Consider the following 18,460-nt stretch of genomic DNA (forward strand, 5'->3'; position numbering starts at 1 on the left):
TGACGTAGCCGCTTTAGCTCAGTTGGTAGAGCAACTGACTTGTAATCAGTAGGTCATCCGTTCGACTCGGATAAGCGGCACCATTAGTGGAGGGGTTCCCGAGTGGCCAAAGGGATCAGACTGTAAATCTGCCGGCACTGCCTTCGAAGGTTCGAATCCTTCCCCCTCCACCATCTTCGTCAGGAAGAATAGCTACGAGTAGGCCGCGGGCATCGTATAATGGCTATTACCTCAGCCTTCCAAGCTGATGATGCGGGTTCGATTCCCGCTGCCCGCTCCAAACAGAAATACGTTGCTGATATAGCTCAGGCGGTAGAGCGCATCCTTGGTAAGGATGAGGTCCCCAGTTCGATTCTGGGTATCAGCACCACTTCTCTTTAAGCCTCCTCTGCGCTTCTAAACATTCAATTATTTCAAACCGCCGTTTTGTTTTAAAAGGGTCCAATCATGGCTAAGGCTAAATTTGAACGCGTAAAACCGCACGTAAACGTAGGTACAATCGGCCACGTTGACCACGGTAAAACTACTTTAACTGCAGCGATCACCAACGTACTGGCGAAGCACTACGGCGGTCAGGCATTCGCTTTCGATCAAATCGATAAAGCGCCAGAAGAAAAAGCTCGTGGTATCACGATCAACACTTCACACGTTGAATACGACACGCCAACACGTCACTACGCCCACGTAGACTGCCCAGGCCACGCTGACTATGTGAAGAACATGATCACAGGTGCTGCACAGATGGACGGCGCAATCCTGGTAGTAGCAGCGACTGATGGCCCAATGCCACAGACACGTGAGCACATCCTGTTATCTCGTCAGGTAGGCGTACCATACATCATCGTGTTCATGAACAAGTGTGACATGGTAGATGACGAAGAGCTGTTAGAGCTGGTAGAGATGGAAGTACGTGAGCTGTTGTCAGAGTACGACTTCCCAGGTGATGACCTGCCAGTAATCCGTGGTTCAGCCCTGAAAGGTCTGGAAGGCGATGCAGCGTGGGAACAGAAGATCCTGGACCTGGGTAACGCGCTGGACACCTACATTCCAGAGCCAGAGCGTGCAATCGACAAGCCGTTCATCATGCCAATCGAAGACGTATTCTCAATCTCTGGTCGTGGTACAGTAGTCACAGGCCGTGTAGAGCAAGGTATCGTTAAAGTAGGTGAAGAAGTTGAAATCGTAGGTATCAAAGATACAACGAAGACAACGTGTACAGGTGTAGAGATGTTCCGTAAGCTGTTAGACGAAGGTCGTGCAGGCGAGAACATCGGTGCTCTGTTACGTGGTACGAAGCGTGAAGACGTAGAGCGTGGTCAAGTACTGGCGAAGCCAGGTTCAATCAAGCCACACACGAAGTTTGAAGCTGAAGTATACGTACTGACCAAAGAAGAAGGTGGTCGTCATACGCCATTCTTCAAAGGTTACCGTCCACAGTTCTACTTCCGTACAACTGACGTAACTGGTGCAGTAGAGCTGCCAGAAGGCGTAGAGATGGTAATGCCAGGTGACAACCTGAAGTTTGTGGTAGAGCTGATCAACCCAATCGCGATGGACGAAGGTCTGCGTTTTGCAATCCGTGAAGGCGGCCGTACAGTAGGTGCTGGTGTAGTAGCGAAGATCGTTGCTTAATCAGTGATGCTGTTGCAGAGGGCTCCGTAAGGGGCCCTTTGTTTTTGTGCTAAAAGCTGTACTTATCGTTTAATTCAAACAACTGTTTGAATGTATTCCCGCTTCATGCTAGAACTTACTCGTCCGACCATTTGGAGAGAGACTATGAGTTCCGGTTATCAGGCCCCACTGGCCGACATGTCATTTCAATTGTTTGATGTATTTCAAGTTGATCGATTCTGGGCTGAGCAGTCCACGCTCGCCGAAGTTGTTGACCAGGATACGGCAAAGGCAATACTCGAAGAAGCTGCCAAAATCACCGAAGATTGTATCGCACCACAGGCGATGAATGCTGACGAGCAGGGGGTCAGTGTTTCAGCTGGGGTGGTGAGTACGCCATCTCATTATAAGGAAAATTACCGACTACTCTGTGAAGGCGGTTGGACTGGACTGACCGGTGCTCCTGAGTATGGTGGCATAGGCATGCCGAAGACTCTTGCATCGCTGTATGATGAAATGATGTGTAGCGCTGATATCGCTTTCTCGCTCTATCCTGGCTTAACCAGTGGCGCTTGTGTTGCATTGTTGCAGCATGCGGATGAGAGGACAAAAGCAACTTATCTTCCCAAACTCTACAGCGGCGAATGGTCTGGGACCATGTGCCTCACTGAATCTCACGCAGGGTCCGATTTAGGGATCATGCGGACCAAAGCTGAACCTCAGCATGGCGGTTCATACCGGATCACCGGTGAAAAGATATTTATTACTGCCGGCGAACATGACTTGACAGACAATATCATCCATTTGGTTCTGGCAAAGTTACCCGACGCGCCTGCAGGCAGTCGCGGGATCTCGCTGTTCTTGGTACCCAAATACAAAGTTAATTCAGACGGAAGTTTAGGCGAGCGTAATACACTCATCTGCAGTTCAGTTGAACATAAAATGGGGATCCATGGCTCAGCGACCTGTGTGATGAACTTTGATGGAGCTGAAGGTTATTTAGTTGGCGAGCCGCATCGAGGACTTGCATGCATGTTCACGATGATGAATTACGAGCGTCTGGCGATGGGAAGCCAGGGCATTGGTGCTGCAGAGCGTGCTTTTCAAAATGCGCTTACTTATGCGAAGGAGCGAACGCAGGGAAGGGTAAACACCAAGGATGCGAATAAGGCGGACCCAATCATAGGGCATCCGGATGTACAGCGTATGTTATTGCAGATAGCCAGCCTGAACGAAGCAGGTCGTGCTCTTGGGATCATGGTTGGGCATTTCCTGGACCTGGCCAAATTTGCAGGAGATGCTAAAGCCCAGGCTAAAGCGAACCTGCTGACTCCTGTGACTAAAGCATTTATGACAGACCGAGGTTTCGATGCCTGCGTAATGGCACAACAAGTATTCGGTGGCCATGGCTACATCTGGGAATGGGGGATGGAGCAGCTGGTTCGTGATGTACGTATTGCTCAGATTTACGAGGGGACGAATGGCATCCAGGCAGCTGATTTTATGCTGCGCAAAGTAGCACCCGATCAAGGAGCAGTATTATTTGACTTGCTAGATCAGTTGCTCTCCGAAGCCGGGGCTGAATTTAAAGTGGAGCTGACAGCTATAGTCGAGCAGCTGAAAACTGCAAGCGCGGAAATGTTTCGGCAGGCGCTCTCCCAACCGACACTGCTGTCCTGGTCAGCATGTGATTATCTCGACTTGGTTGGGTATCTGCTCTATGCCTTCATGTGGGACAAAATGATCACCGCACTAGATTCAACGAAGCATAGTGAAGACTTTATTTCTGCTAAAAAGGCGAAAGCGAGTTTCTATTTCCATCGAGTGCTACCTAAAGTGCAGGCTCTGTTATTGCAGTTAAAGCCACTACCGGTTCAGTTAGAGTCCCCAACATTCTAACGCGGAAGCCCTGTTGTTTATTTAATCAACAGGGCTTGTCTTTAACTCCCAATTGAGTATAATGCGCGGCCTGCCATAACTTTTGGCCGGCGGTTAACCAGCAATTGTACTGGTTAACGACAACAATGCTCCCGATTGGGGGGCAAACGTTACATGGTGCAAGACCTCTTCTTTAGGGAACGAGCGTTCTTGTTTATTTTTGCTCTTTTTGCTCTTTGAGGCTTTGATTTATGAGTAATCAAAGGATTCGCATCCGTCTGAAAGCGTTCGATCACCGTTTGATCGATCAGTCAACCATGGAAATCGTTGACACAGCTAAGCGTACGGGCGCGCAGGTTCGTGGTCCTATCCCACTGCCAACTCGCCAGGAACGTTTCACTGTACTGATTTCTCCTCACGTGAACAAAGATGCACGTGATCAGTACGAAATCCGTACCCACAAGCGTTTAATCGACATCGTTGAACCAACAGAAAAGACTGTTGATGCTCTGATGCGTTTAGATCTGCCTGCTGGCGTTGACGTTCAAATCAGCCTGGGCTAATCAGACAGGTTTATAGAGAGGTTTAGGATATGGCTATCGGATTAGTCGGTCGTAAAGTGGGCATGACTCGCATCTTCACTGAAGATGGCGTTTCTGTTCCAGTAACCGTAATCGAAGCAACACCAAACCGCGTTACCGCTATCAAAACGCAAGACGTTCATGGCTATAACGCACTGCAAGTGACTGCTGGTACTGTGAAGGCTTCTCGCCTGAACAAACCAGAAGCTGGCCACTTTGCAAAAGCTGGTGTTGAAGCTGGTCGTGGTCTGTGGGAATTCCGCCTGCAAGACAACGAAGGCGCTGACATTCAGGTTGGCAGCGAAATCACTGTTGAAGTGTTCGCTGAAACCAAAAAAGTAGATGTGACTGGCACATCAAAAGGTAAAGGTTTTGCCGGTACTGTAAAGCGCTGGAACTTCCGTACCCAGGATGCTACTCACGGTAACTCTTTGTCTCACCGTGTACCAGGTTCAATTGGTCAAAACCAGTCACCAGGTAAAGTATTCAAAGGTAAGAAAATGGCCGGACACATGGGTGCCGAGCGTGTAACTGTCCAGTCTCTGGAAGTTGTACGTGTAGACGCAACTCGCAACATCCTGTTAGTAAAGGGTGCAATCCCTGGCGCTATCGGTGGTGATGTGATTGTTAAACCTGCGGTCAAAGGCTAACGTCTGGAGGAGATGAGTGATGGAATTAGCATTAAGAGACGCTAAAGGCGTTCTTGAAGTTTCCGAAGCTACCTTTGGACGTGAGTTCAACGAAGCTCTGGTACACCAGGTAGTGGTTGCGTATGCAGCTGGTGCCCGTCAAGGTACTCGTGCTCAACTGACACGTTCAGAAGTACGCGGTGGCGGTAAGAAGCCATGGCGCCAGAAGGGTACAGGTCGTGCCCGTGCTGGTACAATCCGTAGCCCAATCTGGCGCGGAGGCGGTGTGACATTTGCGGCTAAGCCACAAGACCACAGCCAAAAAGTTAACAGAAAAATGTATCGTGGCGCGATCATGAGCATTCTGTCTGAATTAGTACGTCAAGATCGTCTGATCGTGGTTGAAGACTTCGCAGTTGAAACCCCGAAGACAAAAGAACTGGCTGCTAAATTAAAAGCGATGGAACTGAAAGACGTTTTAATCGTGACTGCTGAAGTTGACGAGAACCTGTTCTTATCAGCACGCAACCTGTACAAAGTTGACGTGCGTGACGTACACGGTATCGACCCAGTCAGCTTAATCGCCTTCGACAAAGTGTTAATGACTGCTGCTGCAGTTAAACAAATCGAGGAGATGTTAGCATGATCCGTGAAGAACGTTTACTGAAGGTCATTCTGGCTCCGCACGTCTCTGAAAAGAGCACTATCGCTGCCGAGACCAATAACACTATCGTGTTCAAAGTTGCTACTACTGCAACTAAAGCTGACATCAAAGCTGCTGTTCAAAAACTGTTTGAAGTAGAAGTAGTTGGTGTTCGCACTGTTAACGTTAAGGGTAAGACCAAGCGCACTGGTATGCGTACGGGTCAACGTAAGGACTGGAAAAAGGCTTACGTAACTCTTAAAGAAGGCAGCGAACTCGATTTCGTTGGCGGCGCTGAGTAATTAGAGGAGTTAGGAAATGGCACTCGTTAAGTGTAAACCTACGTCACCTGGTCGTCGTCACGTCTTAAAAGTCGTGAACCCAGACCTGTACAAAGGTAAGCCATACGCCCCGTTACTGGAAAAGAACACCAAATCTGGTGGTCGTAACAATCACGGTCGTATCACGACTCGTCACATCGGTGGTGGCCACAAGCAACACTACCGTTTAGTTGACTTTAAACGTAATAAAGACGGTATCCCAGCTAAAGTTGAGCGCCTGGAATACGATCCAAACCGTACTGCTAACATCGCTCTGGTGTTATATGCAGATGGTGAGCGTCGTTACATTCTGGCTCCAAAAGGCTTAAAAGCTGGTGATGTTGTACAGTCAGGTTCAGATGCACCGATCAAATCGGGCAACACTATGCCTCTGCGTAACATCCCAGTGGGTCAAATCGTTCACAACATCGAACTGAAGCCTGGTAAAGGCGGCCAATTAATGCGTTCAGCTGGTGCATTCGCTCAGATCCTGGCGCGTGACGGTGCTTATATCACTCTGCGTCTGCGCAGCGGTGAAATGCGCAAAGTCCTGGCTGATTGCCGTGCAACTATCGGTGAAATCGGCAATGCCGAGCACATGCTGCGTCAGTACGGTAAAGCAGGTGCAATGCGTTGGCGCGGTGTCCGTCCAACTGTTCGCGGTGTAGTAATGAACCCGGTAGACCACCCTCACGGTGGTGGTGAAGGTAAAACTTCTGGAGGCCGTCACCCGGTTACTCCATGGGGCGTACCAACTAAGGGTTACAAAACTCGTTCGAACAAGCGTACTGACAAGTTCATTGTCCGTCGTCGTGACAAATAATTTAATGTGAGGAATTGCCATGCCACGTTCTCTCAAGAAAGGTCCATTTATTGACCTTCACTTGCTGAAGAAGGTAGAGAAAGCGTTGGAAAGCGGTGACAAGAAGCCTATTAAGACTTGGAGCCGTCGTTCAATGATCATTCCACAAATGATCGGTTTGACCATCGCTGTCCATAATGGTCGTCAACATGTACCAGTTTTAGTCTCTGAAGAGATGGTTGGTCACAAGTTAGGTGAATTCTCACCAACTCGTACTTACCGTGGTCATGCGGCCGACAAAAAGGCCAAGAAACGCTAAGGGGTAAATCAATGCAAGCATTAGCAAAACATAAATTTGCCCGCTCTTCTGCTCAGAAAACTCGTCTGGTCGCTGATCAGATCCGTGGCTTAGCAGTTGGAAAGGCGTTAGACGTTTTAACCTACAGCCCGAAAAAGGCCGCTGAACTGGTTAAAAAGGTTCTTTTATCAGCCATTGCGAACGCAGAACACAACGAAGGTGCCGATATCGACACTTTAAAAGTGAAAACTGTGTTTGTTGACGAAGGTCCGTCAATGAAGCGGATCAAGCCACGTGCCAAAGGCCGTGCTGACCGTATCGTCAAGCGTACCAGCCACATCACTGTGGTTGTAGCTGATAACTAGGAGTGAGAAATGGGACAGAAAGTACATCCTAATGGTATTCGCCTAGGTATCACTAAGCCTTGGAGCTCAACCTGGTACGCGAATACAAAAGACTTCCCGGATTTCCTGGTAGGTGACTTCAAAGTTCGTCAGTACCTGACGAAAGAATTGAAAGCAGCCTCAGTAAGCCGGATCGATATCGAACGTCCTGCGAAAAGCATCCGTGTGACTATTCACACTGCTCGTCCAGGCGTGATCATTGGTAAGAAAGGTGAAGACGTTGAAAAACTGCGCAAAGCCGTAGCGACTATCGCTGGCGTGCCTGCACAGATCAATATCTCTGAAATCCGTAAGCCAGAACTGGATGCCAAGTTAGTTGCTGATTCAATCAGCAGCCAGCTGGAGCGCCGTGTAATGTTCCGCCGCGCTATGAAGCGTGCGGTACAAAACGCTATGCGTTTAGGTGCAAAAGGTATCAAGGTTCAGGTTTCTGGTCGTTTAGGTGGTGCGGAAATCGCGCGTGATGAGTGGTACCGTGAAGGTCGTGTACCTTTGCATACTCTGCGTGCTGATATCGACTACTCAACATCAGAAGCACTGACTACTTACGGTATCATTGGTGTTAAGGTTTGGATCTTCAAAGGCGAGATCCTGGGTGGTTTACCACTGGCCAACAACAATAACGCCAACAACGACAAACAGCCTAAGGCGCCGAAAAAACCGGCTCCACGTAAGGCTAAGTAGGAGTATTGAGCGATGTTGCAACCAAAACGTACTAAATTTCGTAAAGTGCACAAAGGTCGTAACCGTGGCTTAGCGCTGGTTGGCGATAAAGTAAGCTTCGGTTCCTTTGCACTGAAAGCAACTGAACGTGGTCAAATGACTTCACGTCAAATCGAATCTGCACGTCGTGCCATGACTCGTGCCGTACGTCGTGTTGGTAAAATCTGGATCCGCGTGTTCCCAGACAAGCCAATGACGGAAAAACCACTCGAAGTTCGTATGGGTAGTGGTAAAGGTAGCGTGGAATACTGGGTATGCCAGATCAAACCTGGCAAAGTCCTGTATGAGATGGACGGTGTGTCGGAAGAATTAGCGCGTCATGCATTCAGCCTGGCTGCCGCTAAACTTCCATTCAAGACAACCTTTGTAACGCGGACGGTATTGTAATGAAAGCAAGCGAACTGAAAGTAAAAAGCGTTGAAGAGTTAAACGCTGAATTACTGGGCTTATTACGTGAGCAGTTTAACCTGCGCATGCAAGCAGCTACAGGTCAGCTGGCTCAGACTCACCTGTTAAAGCAAGTGCGTCGTGATATCGCTCGTGTGAAGACCATCTTAACCGAGAAGGCAGGTGCGTAATGACTGAAAAAAACACCCGTACTTTGCAAGGTAAAGTGATCAGCAACAAAATGGACAAGTCCATCACTGTTGCTATCGAGCGTCACGTGAAGCACCCAATCTATGGGAAATTCATTACACGCACTACTAAGCTGCACGTACACGATGAAACTAACCAGTGTAAAGAAGGCGATATCGTGACTATTCGCGAATGCCGTCCTCTGTCTAAGACTAAATCTTGGACTCTGGTAGCTGTCGTAGAATCTGCATCTTAATCACTTAAGGTGAAATGATAAAACGGCCTTCCGGGGCCGTTTTTTTATGGCTGTACAAAAGGCGAACAAAAGCTACCAATTCACCAATTGGGCTGTTATAATCACGCGCCCTTTTGTATGGGGGTATTTATTTAATCGAAAGCGCGTACCTCGAGAGGGGTATAGTAGTGGAATAGCGGAGCACTAAGATGATCCAGATGCAATCTATGCTGGAAGTCGCAGACAACAGCGGCGCACGCAGCGTAATGTGTATTAAGGTCTTAGGTGGTTCGCACCGCCGTTATGCAGCAATCGGTGACGTCATCAAAATCACTGTGAAGGAAGCAATTCCTCGCGGCAAAGTGAAAAAGGGTGATGTTCTGAATGCTGTGGTGGTGCGTACTCGCAAAGGCGTACGCCGTCAGGACGGTTCTCTGATCCGTTTTGATCGCAATGCAGCTGTGTTGTTAAACAACAAGCTGGAACCGATCGGTACACGTATTTTTGGACCGGTAACCCGCGAACTTCGTGGCGATAAGTTCATGAAGATCGTTTCTCTGGCCCCAGAAGTACTGTAAGGAGTCACCATGGCTAGTAAAATCCGTCGTGATGATGAGGTTATTGTTCTGACCGGTAAGGACAAGGGCAAAACTGGCAAAGTACTGAAAGTATTAACTGGCGAAAGCCGTGTATACGTTTCAGGCGTGAACCTGGTGAAAAAACACCAGAAGCCAATCCCAGCGCTGAACACCCCAGGTGGCATCGTTGAGAAAGAAGCCTCAATTCACGTTTCAAATGTGGCGATTGTCAACCCTGCTACTGGCAAGGCTGATCGCGTTGGTTTCCGTTTTGAAGATGGCGTTAAAGTTCGCTTCTTCAAATCGAATAATGAAAAAATCTAAAGAGCTATTGGAGTAATACGATGGCGAAACTGCATGAAATTTACAAAGACACAGTAGTTCCTGAACTGTTTAAACAGTTCGGCTACACGAGCGTCATGCAAGTCCCTCGGATTGTAAAAATCACACTCAACATGGGTGTGGGTGAAGCCGTAGCTGACAAAAAGATCCTTGAAAATGCGGTAGCAGATTTAACTGCTATCTCAGGCCAGAAACCTCTGGTTACTAAGGCTCGTAAGTCAGTCGCTGGTTTCAAAATCCGTGAAGGCTACCCTATTGGTGCTAAAGTAACCCTGCGCGGCGAGCGTATGTGGGATTTCTTAGAGCGTTTAGTATCTATTGCTATTCCTCGTATCCGCGACTTCCGCGGTGTGAATCCTAAGTCGTTCGACGGCCGTGGTAACTACAGCATGGGCGTTCGCGAGCAAATCATTTTCCCTGAAATCGACTACGACAAAGTAGACGCGGTACGTGGTTTAGATATCACTATCACGACTACAGCTCGTAGTGACGATGAAGGTCGTGCTTTGCTGTCAGCGTTTAACTTCCCATTCAAGAAATAAGGTGTAGTCATGGCTAAACAATCAATGAAAGCGCGTGAACATAAGCGCGCGTTACTGGTCGCCAAATACGCTGAAAGACGTTTTGCGCTGAAAGATCTGATTGCTAACCCAGCCACTTCTGACGAAGACCGTTGGGATGCAGTTCTGAAGCTGCAATCGTTACCGCGTGATTCAAGCCCTGCTCGTCAACGTAATCGTTGTCGTGTAACTGGCCGTCCTCATGGTTACCTGCGTAAATTCGGCATGAGCCGGATCAAGGTCCGTGAAGCAGCAATGCGCGGTGAAATTCCTGGCCTTCGTAAGGCTAGCTGGTAAGAATCACGGGAGTAACAGCTATGAGTTTGCAAGATCCAGTAGCGGATATGTTTACTCGCATCCGCAATGGCCAGGCTGCCAAGAAAGTTGCGGTTAAGATGCCTTCTTCAAAACTGAAGATGGCTATTGCGAAAGTATTAAAAGATGAAGGTTACATCGACAGCTTCGTTGTAACAGGTGATGTTAAAGCTGAACTGGAAATTACTTTAAAGTACTTCCAGGGCAAATCAGTTATCGAAACCATTGACCGTGTAAGCCGTCCAGGCCTGCGTATCTATAAGAAACGCGGCGAATTACCAAAAGTAATGGGTGGTTTAGGTGTAGCTATCGTTTCTACATCTCAGGGTCTGATGACTGACCGTGCTGCCCGTAAGGTTGGTATCGGTGGCGAAATCATCGGCTACGTAGCGTAACGGAGGGTAACTATGTCTCGTGTAGCTAAGGCCCCCGTCACGGTTCCTGCAGGTGTAACTATTACACTGAATGGTCAGAACCTGACAGTAAAGGGTAAAAACGGCGAGTTAGCGTTAAACGTTAACCCTGCAGTTGAAATCGTTGTTGAAGGTAACGTACTGCGTACTGTTCCTCGTGACGGTTTTGAAAACGCTAACGCACAAGCAGGTACTGCTCGTGCGCTGATCAACAACCTGGTTACTGGTGTAGCAGAAGGCTATACCCGCAAGCTGGAGTTAGTTGGTGTTGGTTACCGTGCTAAGGCAGAAGGTAAAGTGTTGAATCTGAGCTTAGGTTTCTCGCACCCAGTTGCGTACGAAGTCCCTGCCGGTATCACCATTGAGACCCCTACCCAGACTGAAGTTCTGGTGAAAGGTGCCGACAAGCAGCTGGTTGGTCAAGTCGCGGCGAACATTCGTGCTTACCGTAAACCTGAGCCTTATAAAGGTAAAGGTGTGCGTTACAGCAACGAAAACGTACGTCGTAAAGAAGCGAAGAAAAAGTAGGGTAGGACGATGGATAAGAAACTTGCTCGTCTGCGTCGTGCAAAACGCGTCCGCAGAAACATTATCGAACAAGGTGCGAACCGCCTGGTTGTACATCGTACACCACGTCACATTTACGCCCAGCTTATCGCACCAAATGCTGAAGTGATTGTTGCTGCTTCTACTGTTGAAGCATCAATCCGTGAATCATTGAAGTACACCGGCAATACCGACGCTGCTAAAGCGGTTGGTAAAGCGCTTGCTGAACGTGCTCTGGAAAAAGGCGTAAACACTTGCGCTTTCGACCGTAGCGGTTTCCAGTATCACGGTCGTGTGCAGGCTCTGGCCGACGCGGCGCGTGAAGCCGGTCTTCAATTCTAGGAGTAGATCATGGCTAACGTAGAAGCTAAACAACAATCTGATTTACAAGAGAAACTGGTTGCGGTAAACCGCGTATCAAAAGTTGTTAAGGGTGGTCGGATTTTTTCCTTCACTGCTCTGACAGTTGTTGGTGACGGTAACGGTCGCGTAGGTTTCGGTTACGGTAAAGCGCGCGAAGTTCCTGCTGCCATTCAAAAGGCAATGGAAAAAGCTCGTCGTAACATGACTCAAGTTGAGTTAAACGGTAACACACTGCATCACCCGACTAAGGGTATTCACGCTGGTTCAAATGTTTACATGCAGCCAGCATCTGAAGGTACCGGTATCATCGCCGGTGGTGCAATGCGTGCCGTGTTAGAAGTAGCAGGTGTACAGAACGTTCTGTCTAAGTGCTACGGCTCAACCAACCCAATCAACGTAGTTCGCGCTACTATCAACGCCCTGTCTGCGATCAAATCGCCAGCTCAGGTTGCTGCGAAGCGTGGTTTACGCGTTGACGACATTCTGGGGTAATTCGTCATGGCAAATAAAACTATCAAAGTGACTCAAACTCGCTCAAGCATCGGTCGTTTGCCGAAGCACAAAGCGACTTTAGTTGGCTTAGGTTTACGCCGCATTGGTCACACTGTAACTCTGGAAGATACTCCAGCAGTACGCGGTATGATCAACGCTGTGTATTACATGGTTAAAGTGGAGGAGTAATAGATGTTATTAAATACGTTATCTCCTGCACCAGGCGCGAAAAAAGAGAAACGCCGTTTAGGTCGTGGTATCGGTTCTGGCTTAGGCAAGACTGGTGGTCGTGGTCATAAAGGTCTGAAATCTCGTTCTGGTGGTAAAGTTCGTCCAGGTTTCGAAGGCGGTCAAATGCCTCTGAAACAACGTCTGCCTAAGTTTGGTTTTACTTCACTGAAAGGCCTGGTATCTGCTGAAGTGCGTCTGCACGAGCTGGCACTGGTGTCTGGTGATGTAGCTGATTTAGCCAGTCTGATGGAAGCTAATATCATCACTCGCAACATCAAGTTCGCAAAAGTTGTACTGTCTGGCGAAATTACTCGTCCAATCACAGTGAAAGGCTTACGTGTAACTAAAGGTGCGCGTGCTGCAATCGAAGCTGCCGGCGGTAAAGTCGAAGAATAATAAGGATAGTACGCGATGGCAAAACCAGGTTCGGACTCAAAAAGTGCAAAAGGCGGCTTCAGCGAGCTGAAAGCCCGTCTGCTGTTCGTACTTTTGGCCATAATCGTTTTTCGGTTAGGCTCATTTGTGCCAATTCCTGGAATTGACGCCGCCGTGCTAGCTCAATTATTCGAGCAACAAAAAGGCACCATCGTTGAAATGTTTAACATGTTCAGCGGTGGAGCCCTTGAGCGTGCATCTGTGTTTGCGCTGGGTATTATGCCTTATATCTCTGCGTCCATTATTGTTCAACTGCTGACGGTGGTTCATCCTGCCTTAGCAGAATTGAAGAAAGAGGGCGAAGCGGGTAAGCGTAAAATCAATCAGTATACACGTTACGGTACCTTAGGATTAGCGATTGTCCAGGCTTTCGGTATTTCTACCGGTCTGCCTAATCTTATGCCAGGGTTAGTTGTTAACCCCGGCTTAGGTTTTACTATTGCTGCAGTTATCAGTTTAGTCACCGGTACCATGTTCCTGATGTGGTTAGGTGAACAGATTACTGAGCGTGGTATTGGTAATGGCATTTCGTTGCTGATCTTCACCGGTATTGTTGCTGGCTTCCCGTCTGCCATTGGCCAGACGATTGAGCAGGCACGTCAAGGCGATTTGCACTTTTTGCTTTTATTAGCGATTGGAGCCATTGTTGTAGCGGTTACTTGGTTTGTAGTGTTCTTTGAACGCGGCCAACGCCGTATTGTGGTTAACTACGCCAAACGCCAACAAGGCCGTCAGGTTTTTGCTGCTCAAAGCAGTCATTTGCCACTGAAGGTCAACATGGCGGGTGTAATTCCACCAATTTTTGCTTCAAGCATTATCCTGTTTCCTGGTACAATTGCCAGTTGGTTTGGCTCAGGTGAAGGCGTGGTTGCTAATTTCCTCCAGGAATTAGCTTTAACCCTGTCTCCAGGTCAGCCGTTGTATATCTTGTTATATGCAGCTGCGATCATTTTCTTCTGCTTCTTCTATACCGCGTTGGTGTTTAACCCGCGCGATACGGCAGACAACCTGAAGAAATCCGGTGCTTTTATCCCTGGTATTCGTCCTGGTGAACAAACATCGAAATACATTGATAAAGTGATGACTCGCCTGACATTGGCAGGTGCAGCCTATATCACCTTTATCTGTTTGGTTCCTGAGTTCATGATGGTGGCGTGGAACGTTCAGTTCTACTTTGGTGGTACTTCGTTACTTATCATTGTTGTCGTTATTATGGACTTTATGGCACAGGTACAGACGCATCTGATGTCTCATCAGTATGAATCTGTGCTTAAAAAGGCAAATCTTAAAGGCTACGGTCGTTAAGATAAATTGCGGAGTTAAGTCATGAAAGTACGAGCTTCCGTTAAGAAGATCTGCCGTAACTGCAAAGTGATCAAGCGCAACAACGTTGTGCGTGTGATCTGTGTAGAGCCTAAGCACAAGCAACGTCAAGGCTAACAGCAGAAAACCATATAGCCAGGGCTGAACTTTTTAGTTTAGCCCCGGCTTATTGTTGCAATTAAACCGTCGTTTGAGTATCCTTACGGGCTTTTCAAATCGGCACCTTTTAACCTTTTATAGGAGAACGTTAGTGGCCCGTATCGCTGGCATTAACATCCCCGATAACAAACACGCTGTCATTTCTCTGACTTACGTGTTCGGCATCGGTAGAACTCGCTCAAAAGCCATTCTGGCAGCAGTGGGTATTGAAGAAACTCGCAAAATCTCTTCTTTGTCAGACGCTGAGTTAGATACTCTGCGTGACGAAGTGGCCAAGTACACCGTTGAAGGTGACCTGCGCCGCGAGATCACATTAAACATTAAACGTTTAATGGACCTGGGTTGTTACCGTGGCTTACGTCACCGTCGTAGTCTGCCTGTTCGTGGTCAGCGCACTAAAACTAATGCGCGTACCCGTAAAGGCCCACGCAAAGCTATTAAGAAATAAGACGGAGTAAGACATGGCTAAAGCACCAGTTCGTACTCGTAAAAGAGTTAAGAAGCAAGTTTCTGACGGTATGGCTCATATCCATGCCTCTTTCAACAACACGATCGTGACTATCACTGACCGTCAAGGCAATGCGCTGTGCTGGGCAACTGCCGGTGGTTCAGGTTTCCGTGGTTCGCGTAAGTCAACGCCGTTCGCTGCTCAGGTAGCTGCAGAACGTGCTGGTACTGCCGCACTGGAATATGGTCTGAAAAATCTGGAAGTTTTCGTAAATGGTCCTGGCCCAGGCCGCGAATCAGCCATTCGTGCGCTGAACGCAGCAGGTTACCGCATTACGAATATCACCGACGTGACGCCAATCCCTCATAACGGTTGCCGTCCACCGAAAAAACGTCGCGTGTAACAAGCGCTTCTAAGATTACTGGAGAAAGAAGATGGCAAGATATTTGGGTCCTAAGCTCAAGTTAAGTCGTCGCGAAGGAACAGACCTGTTCCTGAAAAGCGGCGTAAGAGCAATTGATTCAAAGTGTAATTTAACTACTGCTCCTGGTCAGCACGGCGCTCGTCGCGGTCGTTTATCAGACTACGGTTTACAATTACGCGAGAAACAAAAAGTACGTCGTATTTACGGCGTATTAGAGAAGCAGTTCCGTAACTATTACAAAGAAGCTGCTCGTTTAAAAGGTAACACCGGTGAGAACCTGCTTCAGTTATTAGAAGCTCGTTTAGACAACGTGGTGTATCGTATGGGTCTGGCCAGCACTCGCGCAGAAGCACGTCAGCTGGTAAGCCACAAAGCTATCATGATCGATGGCCAAGTTGTGAATGTCCCGTCTTACGCTGTGTCACCTAATCAAGTGATCGCTGTTCGTGAAAAGGCGAAGAAGCAAGCCCGTATCGGTGCTGCTTTAGAGCTGTCTGAGCAACGCGAAAAACCAACTTGGATTGAAGTAGACAATAAGAAAATGGAAGGCGTTTACAAACGTGCTCCAGAGCGTTCAGACTTGTCTGCAGACATCAACGAACAGTTAATCGTCGAGCTTTACTCTAAGTAGTAAGGCGTTTTCTTAAGAGAGGATAAAATGCAGGGTTCTGTCACCGAATTCCTTAAGCCGAGATTAGTTGGTATCGAAAAAATCAACCCAACTCGTGCCAAAGTTACTTTGGAACCACTTGAGCGCGGTTTCGGACATACCTTGGGCAACGCGTTGCGTCGTATTCTGCTGTCTTCAATGCCAGGTTGTGCAGTGACTGAAGTAGAAATCGACGGCGTGCTGCATGAGTACAGCGCCAAAGAAGGCGTGCAGGAAGATATCATCGATATCCTGCTGAACCTGAAAGGCTTAGCCGTTCGTCTGGAAGACAAAGACGAAGTCACACTGACTTTATCTAAAAAAGGTGCTGGCCCTGTAACTGCTGGAGATATCCAGCGTGGTGACGGTGTAGTAATCGTAAACCCAGAGCATGTGATCTGTAACCTGACTGGCGAAACTGAATTCAGTATGCGTCTCAAGGTCCAGCGTGGTCGTGGTTATGTTCCTGCATCTGCCCGCGTATCCTCAGAGGATGACGAACGTCCGATCGGTCGTTTATTACTGGATGCTTCTTTCAGCCCGGTAGAGCGTATTGCCTACTCAGTTGAAGCGGCCCGTGTAGAGCAACGTACTGATCTGGACAAGCTGGTTATCGACATGGAAACCAACGGCACTGTTGAGCCTGAGGAAGCTATTCGTCGTGCAGCTACGATTCTTGCTGAACAGTTAGAATTCTTCGTAGAACTGCGTGACAAGAGCGAGCCAGAAAAACGTGAAGAGAAGCCGGAGTTTGATCCGATTCTGTTGCGTCCAGTCGATGACTTAGAATTAACAGTTCGTTCTGCTAACTGCTTAAAAGCAGAGCAGATTCAGTACATCGGTGATCTGGTACAACGTACCGAGGTTGAGCTGCTGAAAACGCCTAACCTGGGTAAAAAGTCTCTTACCGAGATCAAAGACGTGTTGGCATCACGCGGTTTATCTTTAGGCATGCGCCTGGAAAACTGGCCGCCAGCCTCTCTGGTAAACAAAGACTAACCAGATTCCAGTTCCTGGTTTTGTAAGAAGGAATAGATCATGCGCCATCGTAAGAGTGGTCGTCAGTTAAACCGGAACAGCAGTCACCGTACTGCAATGTTCCGTAATATGGCAAGCTCGCTGGTGAAGCACGAAGTCATTAAAACGACTCTGCCTAAAGCCAAAGAGTTACGTCGTGTTATCGAGCCTCTGATCACATTGGCTAAGAATGACAGCGTGGCTAACCGCCGCCTGGCTTTCGCCCGTACTCGTGATAAAGAAGTTGTAGGTCTGCTGTTCAACGTGTTAGGCCCGCGTTACAACGCCCGTCCAGGCGGCTACACTCGTATTCTGAAGTGTGGCTTCCGTACTGGTGACAACGCACCAATGGCTTACATTGAGTTAGTTGACCGTCCAGAGACTGCTCTGCCAGTCGAGGAAACTTCAGCTGAGTAATCAGTCTGAATAAAAGAGCCGGCTTATGCCGGCTTTTTTATTTTCATAGGTTTGTTACTGGTCGTCGTCTTAGCCTGCAACTGTCCAAGTGGTGATATGTGGCATAGTCGTAGTGGTAATTGAACCAGAATCAGTACTTGTAGTTAATATTGTGTGCGAAGCAATTAGTTGTTAGCCAGATATCGCTTATCCTATTTGCCAATCAGATGCCTGGCCGATACAGAGTCCTCTTTTGCTCATCAATCCCCCTATATAGTTAGGGACCCATCCTAGTTCTGTTTAATGGATTAAAGCGTGAGAACGAATTTAGGCTGTTAAAGTCGTGACTTTAGGATCGTGTAAATTTGAATGAATCTTGTAGCTTTTTAACTTGGGACGTTTTTTACCCGGCGGAAGTCTTAGACCGCCACTCCTTATATAGAGGGCTTTACCTAAACGAATCTAAATTTTCTCTATATATGGTTGCCTCATTCTGTATCTGACAAATCCGTGGAGAAGCGGCTATCACTTTGCACCCTTGCAAGGGAAGGCGTAGCGACTTAACCACTGAATGTTCGTTTAGGTTTTCCATAGAAAGGTGACTCGCGTCAATGCTTATTGTTGCTACAGGTTTCTTAAGCGAATGGCGCGGTTTGGCATTTATAGGTTTAGCTCTACAAGGCAGTTATTGCTTCTGAGCAGATCAGAGAGGGCGTTTTGGAGGCAGTGATCCTGCTTGGATCGATAAAGATCTTGATTTTAGCTCGTTAAATGAGCAAAAAATGCTGGTTTGATGAAAAACTAAGCGGTCGAGAGGTTTTCTTTAAAAAAGATCTTGTGATCAATTCTGATCTCTCTATAATGCGCTCCATCGACAGCGACGAGGGATTCGGAAACGAAGAAATCAAACGCTAAAGATTCTGAAAGTTGTTGAATATCAATTGCTTTCGTCGCTTAGTAAAGCGACACGCTCTTTAACAATAAGCAATCAATCATCTGTGTGGGCACTCGTGATGATGAGTCTTTAAAAAGATTTAAATCAGTATGAGTGACTATATAGTCAATTTAT

General features: G+C 47.8%; 30 protein-coding genes and 4 tRNA genes. All 34 read left to right on the forward strand.

Annotated elements, in window-relative coordinates; translation table 11 throughout:
* The first annotated feature begins 7 nt into the window (after window positions 1–7).
* The 34 genes from ACFO3I_RS18670 to rplQ all read left to right on the forward strand — a co-directional run bounded on the left by ACFO3I_RS18670 (window position 8) and on the right by rplQ (window position 17,412).
* A tRNA-Thr gene (locus tag ACFO3I_RS18670) sits at window positions 8–83 on the forward strand.
* A 5-nt stretch (window positions 84–88) separates the two neighbouring features.
* Window positions 89–173, forward strand: a tRNA-Tyr gene (locus ACFO3I_RS18675).
* A 32-nt stretch (window positions 174–205) separates the two neighbouring features.
* A tRNA-Gly gene (locus ACFO3I_RS18680) sits at window positions 206–280 on the forward strand.
* A gap of 14 nt (window positions 281–294) precedes the next feature.
* Window positions 295–370, forward strand: a tRNA-Thr gene (locus ACFO3I_RS18685).
* 77 nt (window positions 371–447) lie between these two features.
* Window positions 448–1,632, forward strand: coding sequence for an elongation factor Tu (gene tuf / locus ACFO3I_RS18690; RefSeq protein ID WP_377336690.1), 1,185 nt, complete (start codon window positions 448–450; stop codon window positions 1,630–1,632).
* Between the two features lie 144 nt (window positions 1,633–1,776).
* Complete coding sequence (locus tag ACFO3I_RS18695) at window positions 1,777–3,510, forward strand: acyl-CoA dehydrogenase family protein (protein WP_377336692.1); 1,734 nt, start codon at window positions 1,777–1,779, stop codon at window positions 3,508–3,510.
* A gap of 230 nt (window positions 3,511–3,740) precedes the next feature.
* Entirely contained in the window at window positions 3,741–4,052 is a 312-nt protein-coding gene (gene rpsJ / locus ACFO3I_RS18700) for a 30S ribosomal protein S10 (protein WP_008899121.1), read from the forward strand.
* Window positions 4,053–4,081: 29 nt separating this feature from the next.
* Window positions 4,082–4,720, forward strand: a complete 639-nt coding sequence (gene rplC / locus ACFO3I_RS18705; protein ID WP_377336694.1) for a 50S ribosomal protein L3 — start codon at window positions 4,082–4,084, stop codon at window positions 4,718–4,720.
* A 19-nt stretch (window positions 4,721–4,739) separates the two neighbouring features.
* The gene (gene rplD, locus ACFO3I_RS18710; RefSeq protein ID WP_337881677.1) at window positions 4,740–5,345 is read left to right on the forward strand and encodes a 50S ribosomal protein L4; all 606 of its coding nucleotides are present in this window, start codon (window positions 4,740–4,742) and stop codon (window positions 5,343–5,345) included.
* Window positions 5,342–5,644 carry a 50S ribosomal protein L23 gene (gene rplW / locus ACFO3I_RS18715; RefSeq protein WP_377336697.1) on the forward strand — a complete coding sequence of 101 codons (303 nt, stop codon included), beginning with the start codon at window positions 5,342–5,344 and terminating at the stop codon, window positions 5,642–5,644. Before rplD ends, rplW begins: the two co-directional genes overlap by 4 nt.
* A gap of 16 nt (window positions 5,645–5,660) precedes the next feature.
* Window positions 5,661–6,485 carry a 50S ribosomal protein L2 gene (gene rplB, locus ACFO3I_RS18720; RefSeq protein WP_377336699.1) on the forward strand — a complete coding sequence of 275 codons (825 nt, stop codon included), beginning with the start codon at window positions 5,661–5,663 and terminating at the stop codon, window positions 6,483–6,485.
* Between the two features lie 19 nt (window positions 6,486–6,504).
* Entirely contained in the window at window positions 6,505–6,783 is a 279-nt protein-coding gene (rpsS, locus tag ACFO3I_RS18725) for a 30S ribosomal protein S19 (RefSeq protein ID WP_053426061.1), read from the forward strand.
* An 11-nt stretch (window positions 6,784–6,794) separates the two neighbouring features.
* Window positions 6,795–7,127, forward strand: a complete 333-nt coding sequence (gene rplV / locus ACFO3I_RS18730) for a 50S ribosomal protein L22 (protein WP_377336702.1) — start codon at window positions 6,795–6,797, stop codon at window positions 7,125–7,127.
* A 9-nt stretch (window positions 7,128–7,136) separates the two neighbouring features.
* Window positions 7,137–7,850: a 30S ribosomal protein S3 gene (rpsC, locus tag ACFO3I_RS18735; protein WP_031568317.1), complete on the forward strand. Its 714-nt coding sequence runs from the start codon at window positions 7,137–7,139 to the stop codon at window positions 7,848–7,850.
* A 12-nt stretch (window positions 7,851–7,862) separates the two neighbouring features.
* The gene (gene rplP / locus ACFO3I_RS18740) at window positions 7,863–8,276 is read left to right on the forward strand and encodes a 50S ribosomal protein L16 (RefSeq protein ID WP_377336704.1); all 414 of its coding nucleotides are present in this window, start codon (window positions 7,863–7,865) and stop codon (window positions 8,274–8,276) included.
* Window positions 8,276–8,467 (forward strand): 50S ribosomal protein L29, encoded by a 192-nt coding sequence (rpmC, locus tag ACFO3I_RS18745; protein ID WP_008899112.1) that lies wholly within the window; start codon window positions 8,276–8,278, stop codon window positions 8,465–8,467. Before rplP ends, rpmC begins: the two co-directional genes overlap by 1 nt.
* The gene (gene rpsQ, locus ACFO3I_RS18750; protein WP_377336706.1) at window positions 8,467–8,721 is read left to right on the forward strand and encodes a 30S ribosomal protein S17; all 255 of its coding nucleotides are present in this window, start codon (window positions 8,467–8,469) and stop codon (window positions 8,719–8,721) included. The genes rpmC and rpsQ overlap by 1 nt, the downstream gene beginning before the upstream one ends.
* Window positions 8,722–8,909: 188 nt before the next feature.
* Complete coding sequence (gene rplN / locus ACFO3I_RS18755; RefSeq protein WP_377239235.1) at window positions 8,910–9,278, forward strand: 50S ribosomal protein L14; 369 nt, start codon at window positions 8,910–8,912, stop codon at window positions 9,276–9,278.
* Window positions 9,279–9,287: 9 nt separating this feature from the next.
* The gene (gene rplX / locus ACFO3I_RS18760) at window positions 9,288–9,602 is read left to right on the forward strand and encodes a 50S ribosomal protein L24 (protein WP_377336708.1); all 315 of its coding nucleotides are present in this window, start codon (window positions 9,288–9,290) and stop codon (window positions 9,600–9,602) included.
* Between the two features lie 20 nt (window positions 9,603–9,622).
* Window positions 9,623–10,162 (forward strand): 50S ribosomal protein L5, encoded by a 540-nt coding sequence (rplE, locus tag ACFO3I_RS18765; protein WP_377336710.1) that lies wholly within the window; start codon window positions 9,623–9,625, stop codon window positions 10,160–10,162.
* Window positions 10,163–10,171: 9 nt separating this feature from the next.
* Complete coding sequence (gene rpsN, locus ACFO3I_RS18770) at window positions 10,172–10,477, forward strand: 30S ribosomal protein S14 (RefSeq protein WP_377336712.1); 306 nt, start codon at window positions 10,172–10,174, stop codon at window positions 10,475–10,477.
* Between the two features lie 20 nt (window positions 10,478–10,497).
* Window positions 10,498–10,890, forward strand: coding sequence for a 30S ribosomal protein S8 (gene rpsH / locus ACFO3I_RS18775; RefSeq protein WP_337843711.1), 393 nt, complete (start codon window positions 10,498–10,500; stop codon window positions 10,888–10,890).
* Window positions 10,891–10,902: 12 nt separating this feature from the next.
* Window positions 10,903–11,436, forward strand: a complete 534-nt coding sequence (rplF, locus tag ACFO3I_RS18780) for a 50S ribosomal protein L6 (RefSeq protein ID WP_337843701.1) — start codon at window positions 10,903–10,905, stop codon at window positions 11,434–11,436.
* A 9-nt stretch (window positions 11,437–11,445) separates the two neighbouring features.
* Window positions 11,446–11,796 carry a 50S ribosomal protein L18 gene (gene rplR / locus ACFO3I_RS18785; protein ID WP_377336715.1) on the forward strand — a complete coding sequence of 117 codons (351 nt, stop codon included), beginning with the start codon at window positions 11,446–11,448 and terminating at the stop codon, window positions 11,794–11,796.
* 9 nt (window positions 11,797–11,805) lie between these two features.
* Window positions 11,806–12,309: a 30S ribosomal protein S5 gene (rpsE, locus tag ACFO3I_RS18790; protein WP_337843703.1), complete on the forward strand. Its 504-nt coding sequence runs from the start codon at window positions 11,806–11,808 to the stop codon at window positions 12,307–12,309.
* A gap of 6 nt (window positions 12,310–12,315) precedes the next feature.
* Window positions 12,316–12,498 (forward strand): 50S ribosomal protein L30, encoded by a 183-nt coding sequence (gene rpmD / locus ACFO3I_RS18795; protein WP_377336718.1) that lies wholly within the window; start codon window positions 12,316–12,318, stop codon window positions 12,496–12,498.
* A 3-nt stretch (window positions 12,499–12,501) separates the two neighbouring features.
* Window positions 12,502–12,936: a 50S ribosomal protein L15 gene (rplO, locus tag ACFO3I_RS18800; RefSeq protein WP_377336720.1), complete on the forward strand. Its 435-nt coding sequence runs from the start codon at window positions 12,502–12,504 to the stop codon at window positions 12,934–12,936.
* 15 nt (window positions 12,937–12,951) lie between these two features.
* On the forward strand, window positions 12,952–14,280 hold the full coding sequence (gene secY / locus ACFO3I_RS18805; protein ID WP_377336722.1) for a preprotein translocase subunit SecY: 1,329 nt from the start codon (window positions 12,952–12,954) through the stop codon (window positions 14,278–14,280).
* A 21-nt stretch (window positions 14,281–14,301) separates the two neighbouring features.
* Window positions 14,302–14,415, forward strand: a complete 114-nt coding sequence (rpmJ, locus tag ACFO3I_RS18810; RefSeq protein ID WP_082335860.1) for a 50S ribosomal protein L36 — start codon at window positions 14,302–14,304, stop codon at window positions 14,413–14,415.
* A gap of 133 nt (window positions 14,416–14,548) precedes the next feature.
* On the forward strand, window positions 14,549–14,905 hold the full coding sequence (rpsM, locus tag ACFO3I_RS18815; RefSeq protein WP_377336724.1) for a 30S ribosomal protein S13: 357 nt from the start codon (window positions 14,549–14,551) through the stop codon (window positions 14,903–14,905).
* A gap of 13 nt (window positions 14,906–14,918) precedes the next feature.
* Entirely contained in the window at window positions 14,919–15,308 is a 390-nt protein-coding gene (rpsK, locus tag ACFO3I_RS18820; RefSeq protein WP_008899098.1) for a 30S ribosomal protein S11, read from the forward strand.
* Between the two features lie 31 nt (window positions 15,309–15,339).
* Entirely contained in the window at window positions 15,340–15,960 is a 621-nt protein-coding gene (rpsD, locus tag ACFO3I_RS18825; RefSeq protein WP_377336727.1) for a 30S ribosomal protein S4, read from the forward strand.
* A 27-nt stretch (window positions 15,961–15,987) separates the two neighbouring features.
* Window positions 15,988–16,977, forward strand: a complete 990-nt coding sequence (locus tag ACFO3I_RS18830; protein ID WP_337843709.1) for a DNA-directed RNA polymerase subunit alpha — start codon at window positions 15,988–15,990, stop codon at window positions 16,975–16,977.
* A 39-nt stretch (window positions 16,978–17,016) separates the two neighbouring features.
* The gene (gene rplQ, locus ACFO3I_RS18835; protein WP_377336730.1) at window positions 17,017–17,412 is read left to right on the forward strand and encodes a 50S ribosomal protein L17; all 396 of its coding nucleotides are present in this window, start codon (window positions 17,017–17,019) and stop codon (window positions 17,410–17,412) included.
* The last annotated feature ends 1,048 nt before the right edge of the window (window positions 17,413–18,460 follow it).

The organism is Rheinheimera marina (assembly GCF_042654345.1).
Classification (GTDB): domain Bacteria; phylum Pseudomonadota; class Gammaproteobacteria; order Enterobacterales; family Alteromonadaceae; genus Pararheinheimera; species Pararheinheimera marina.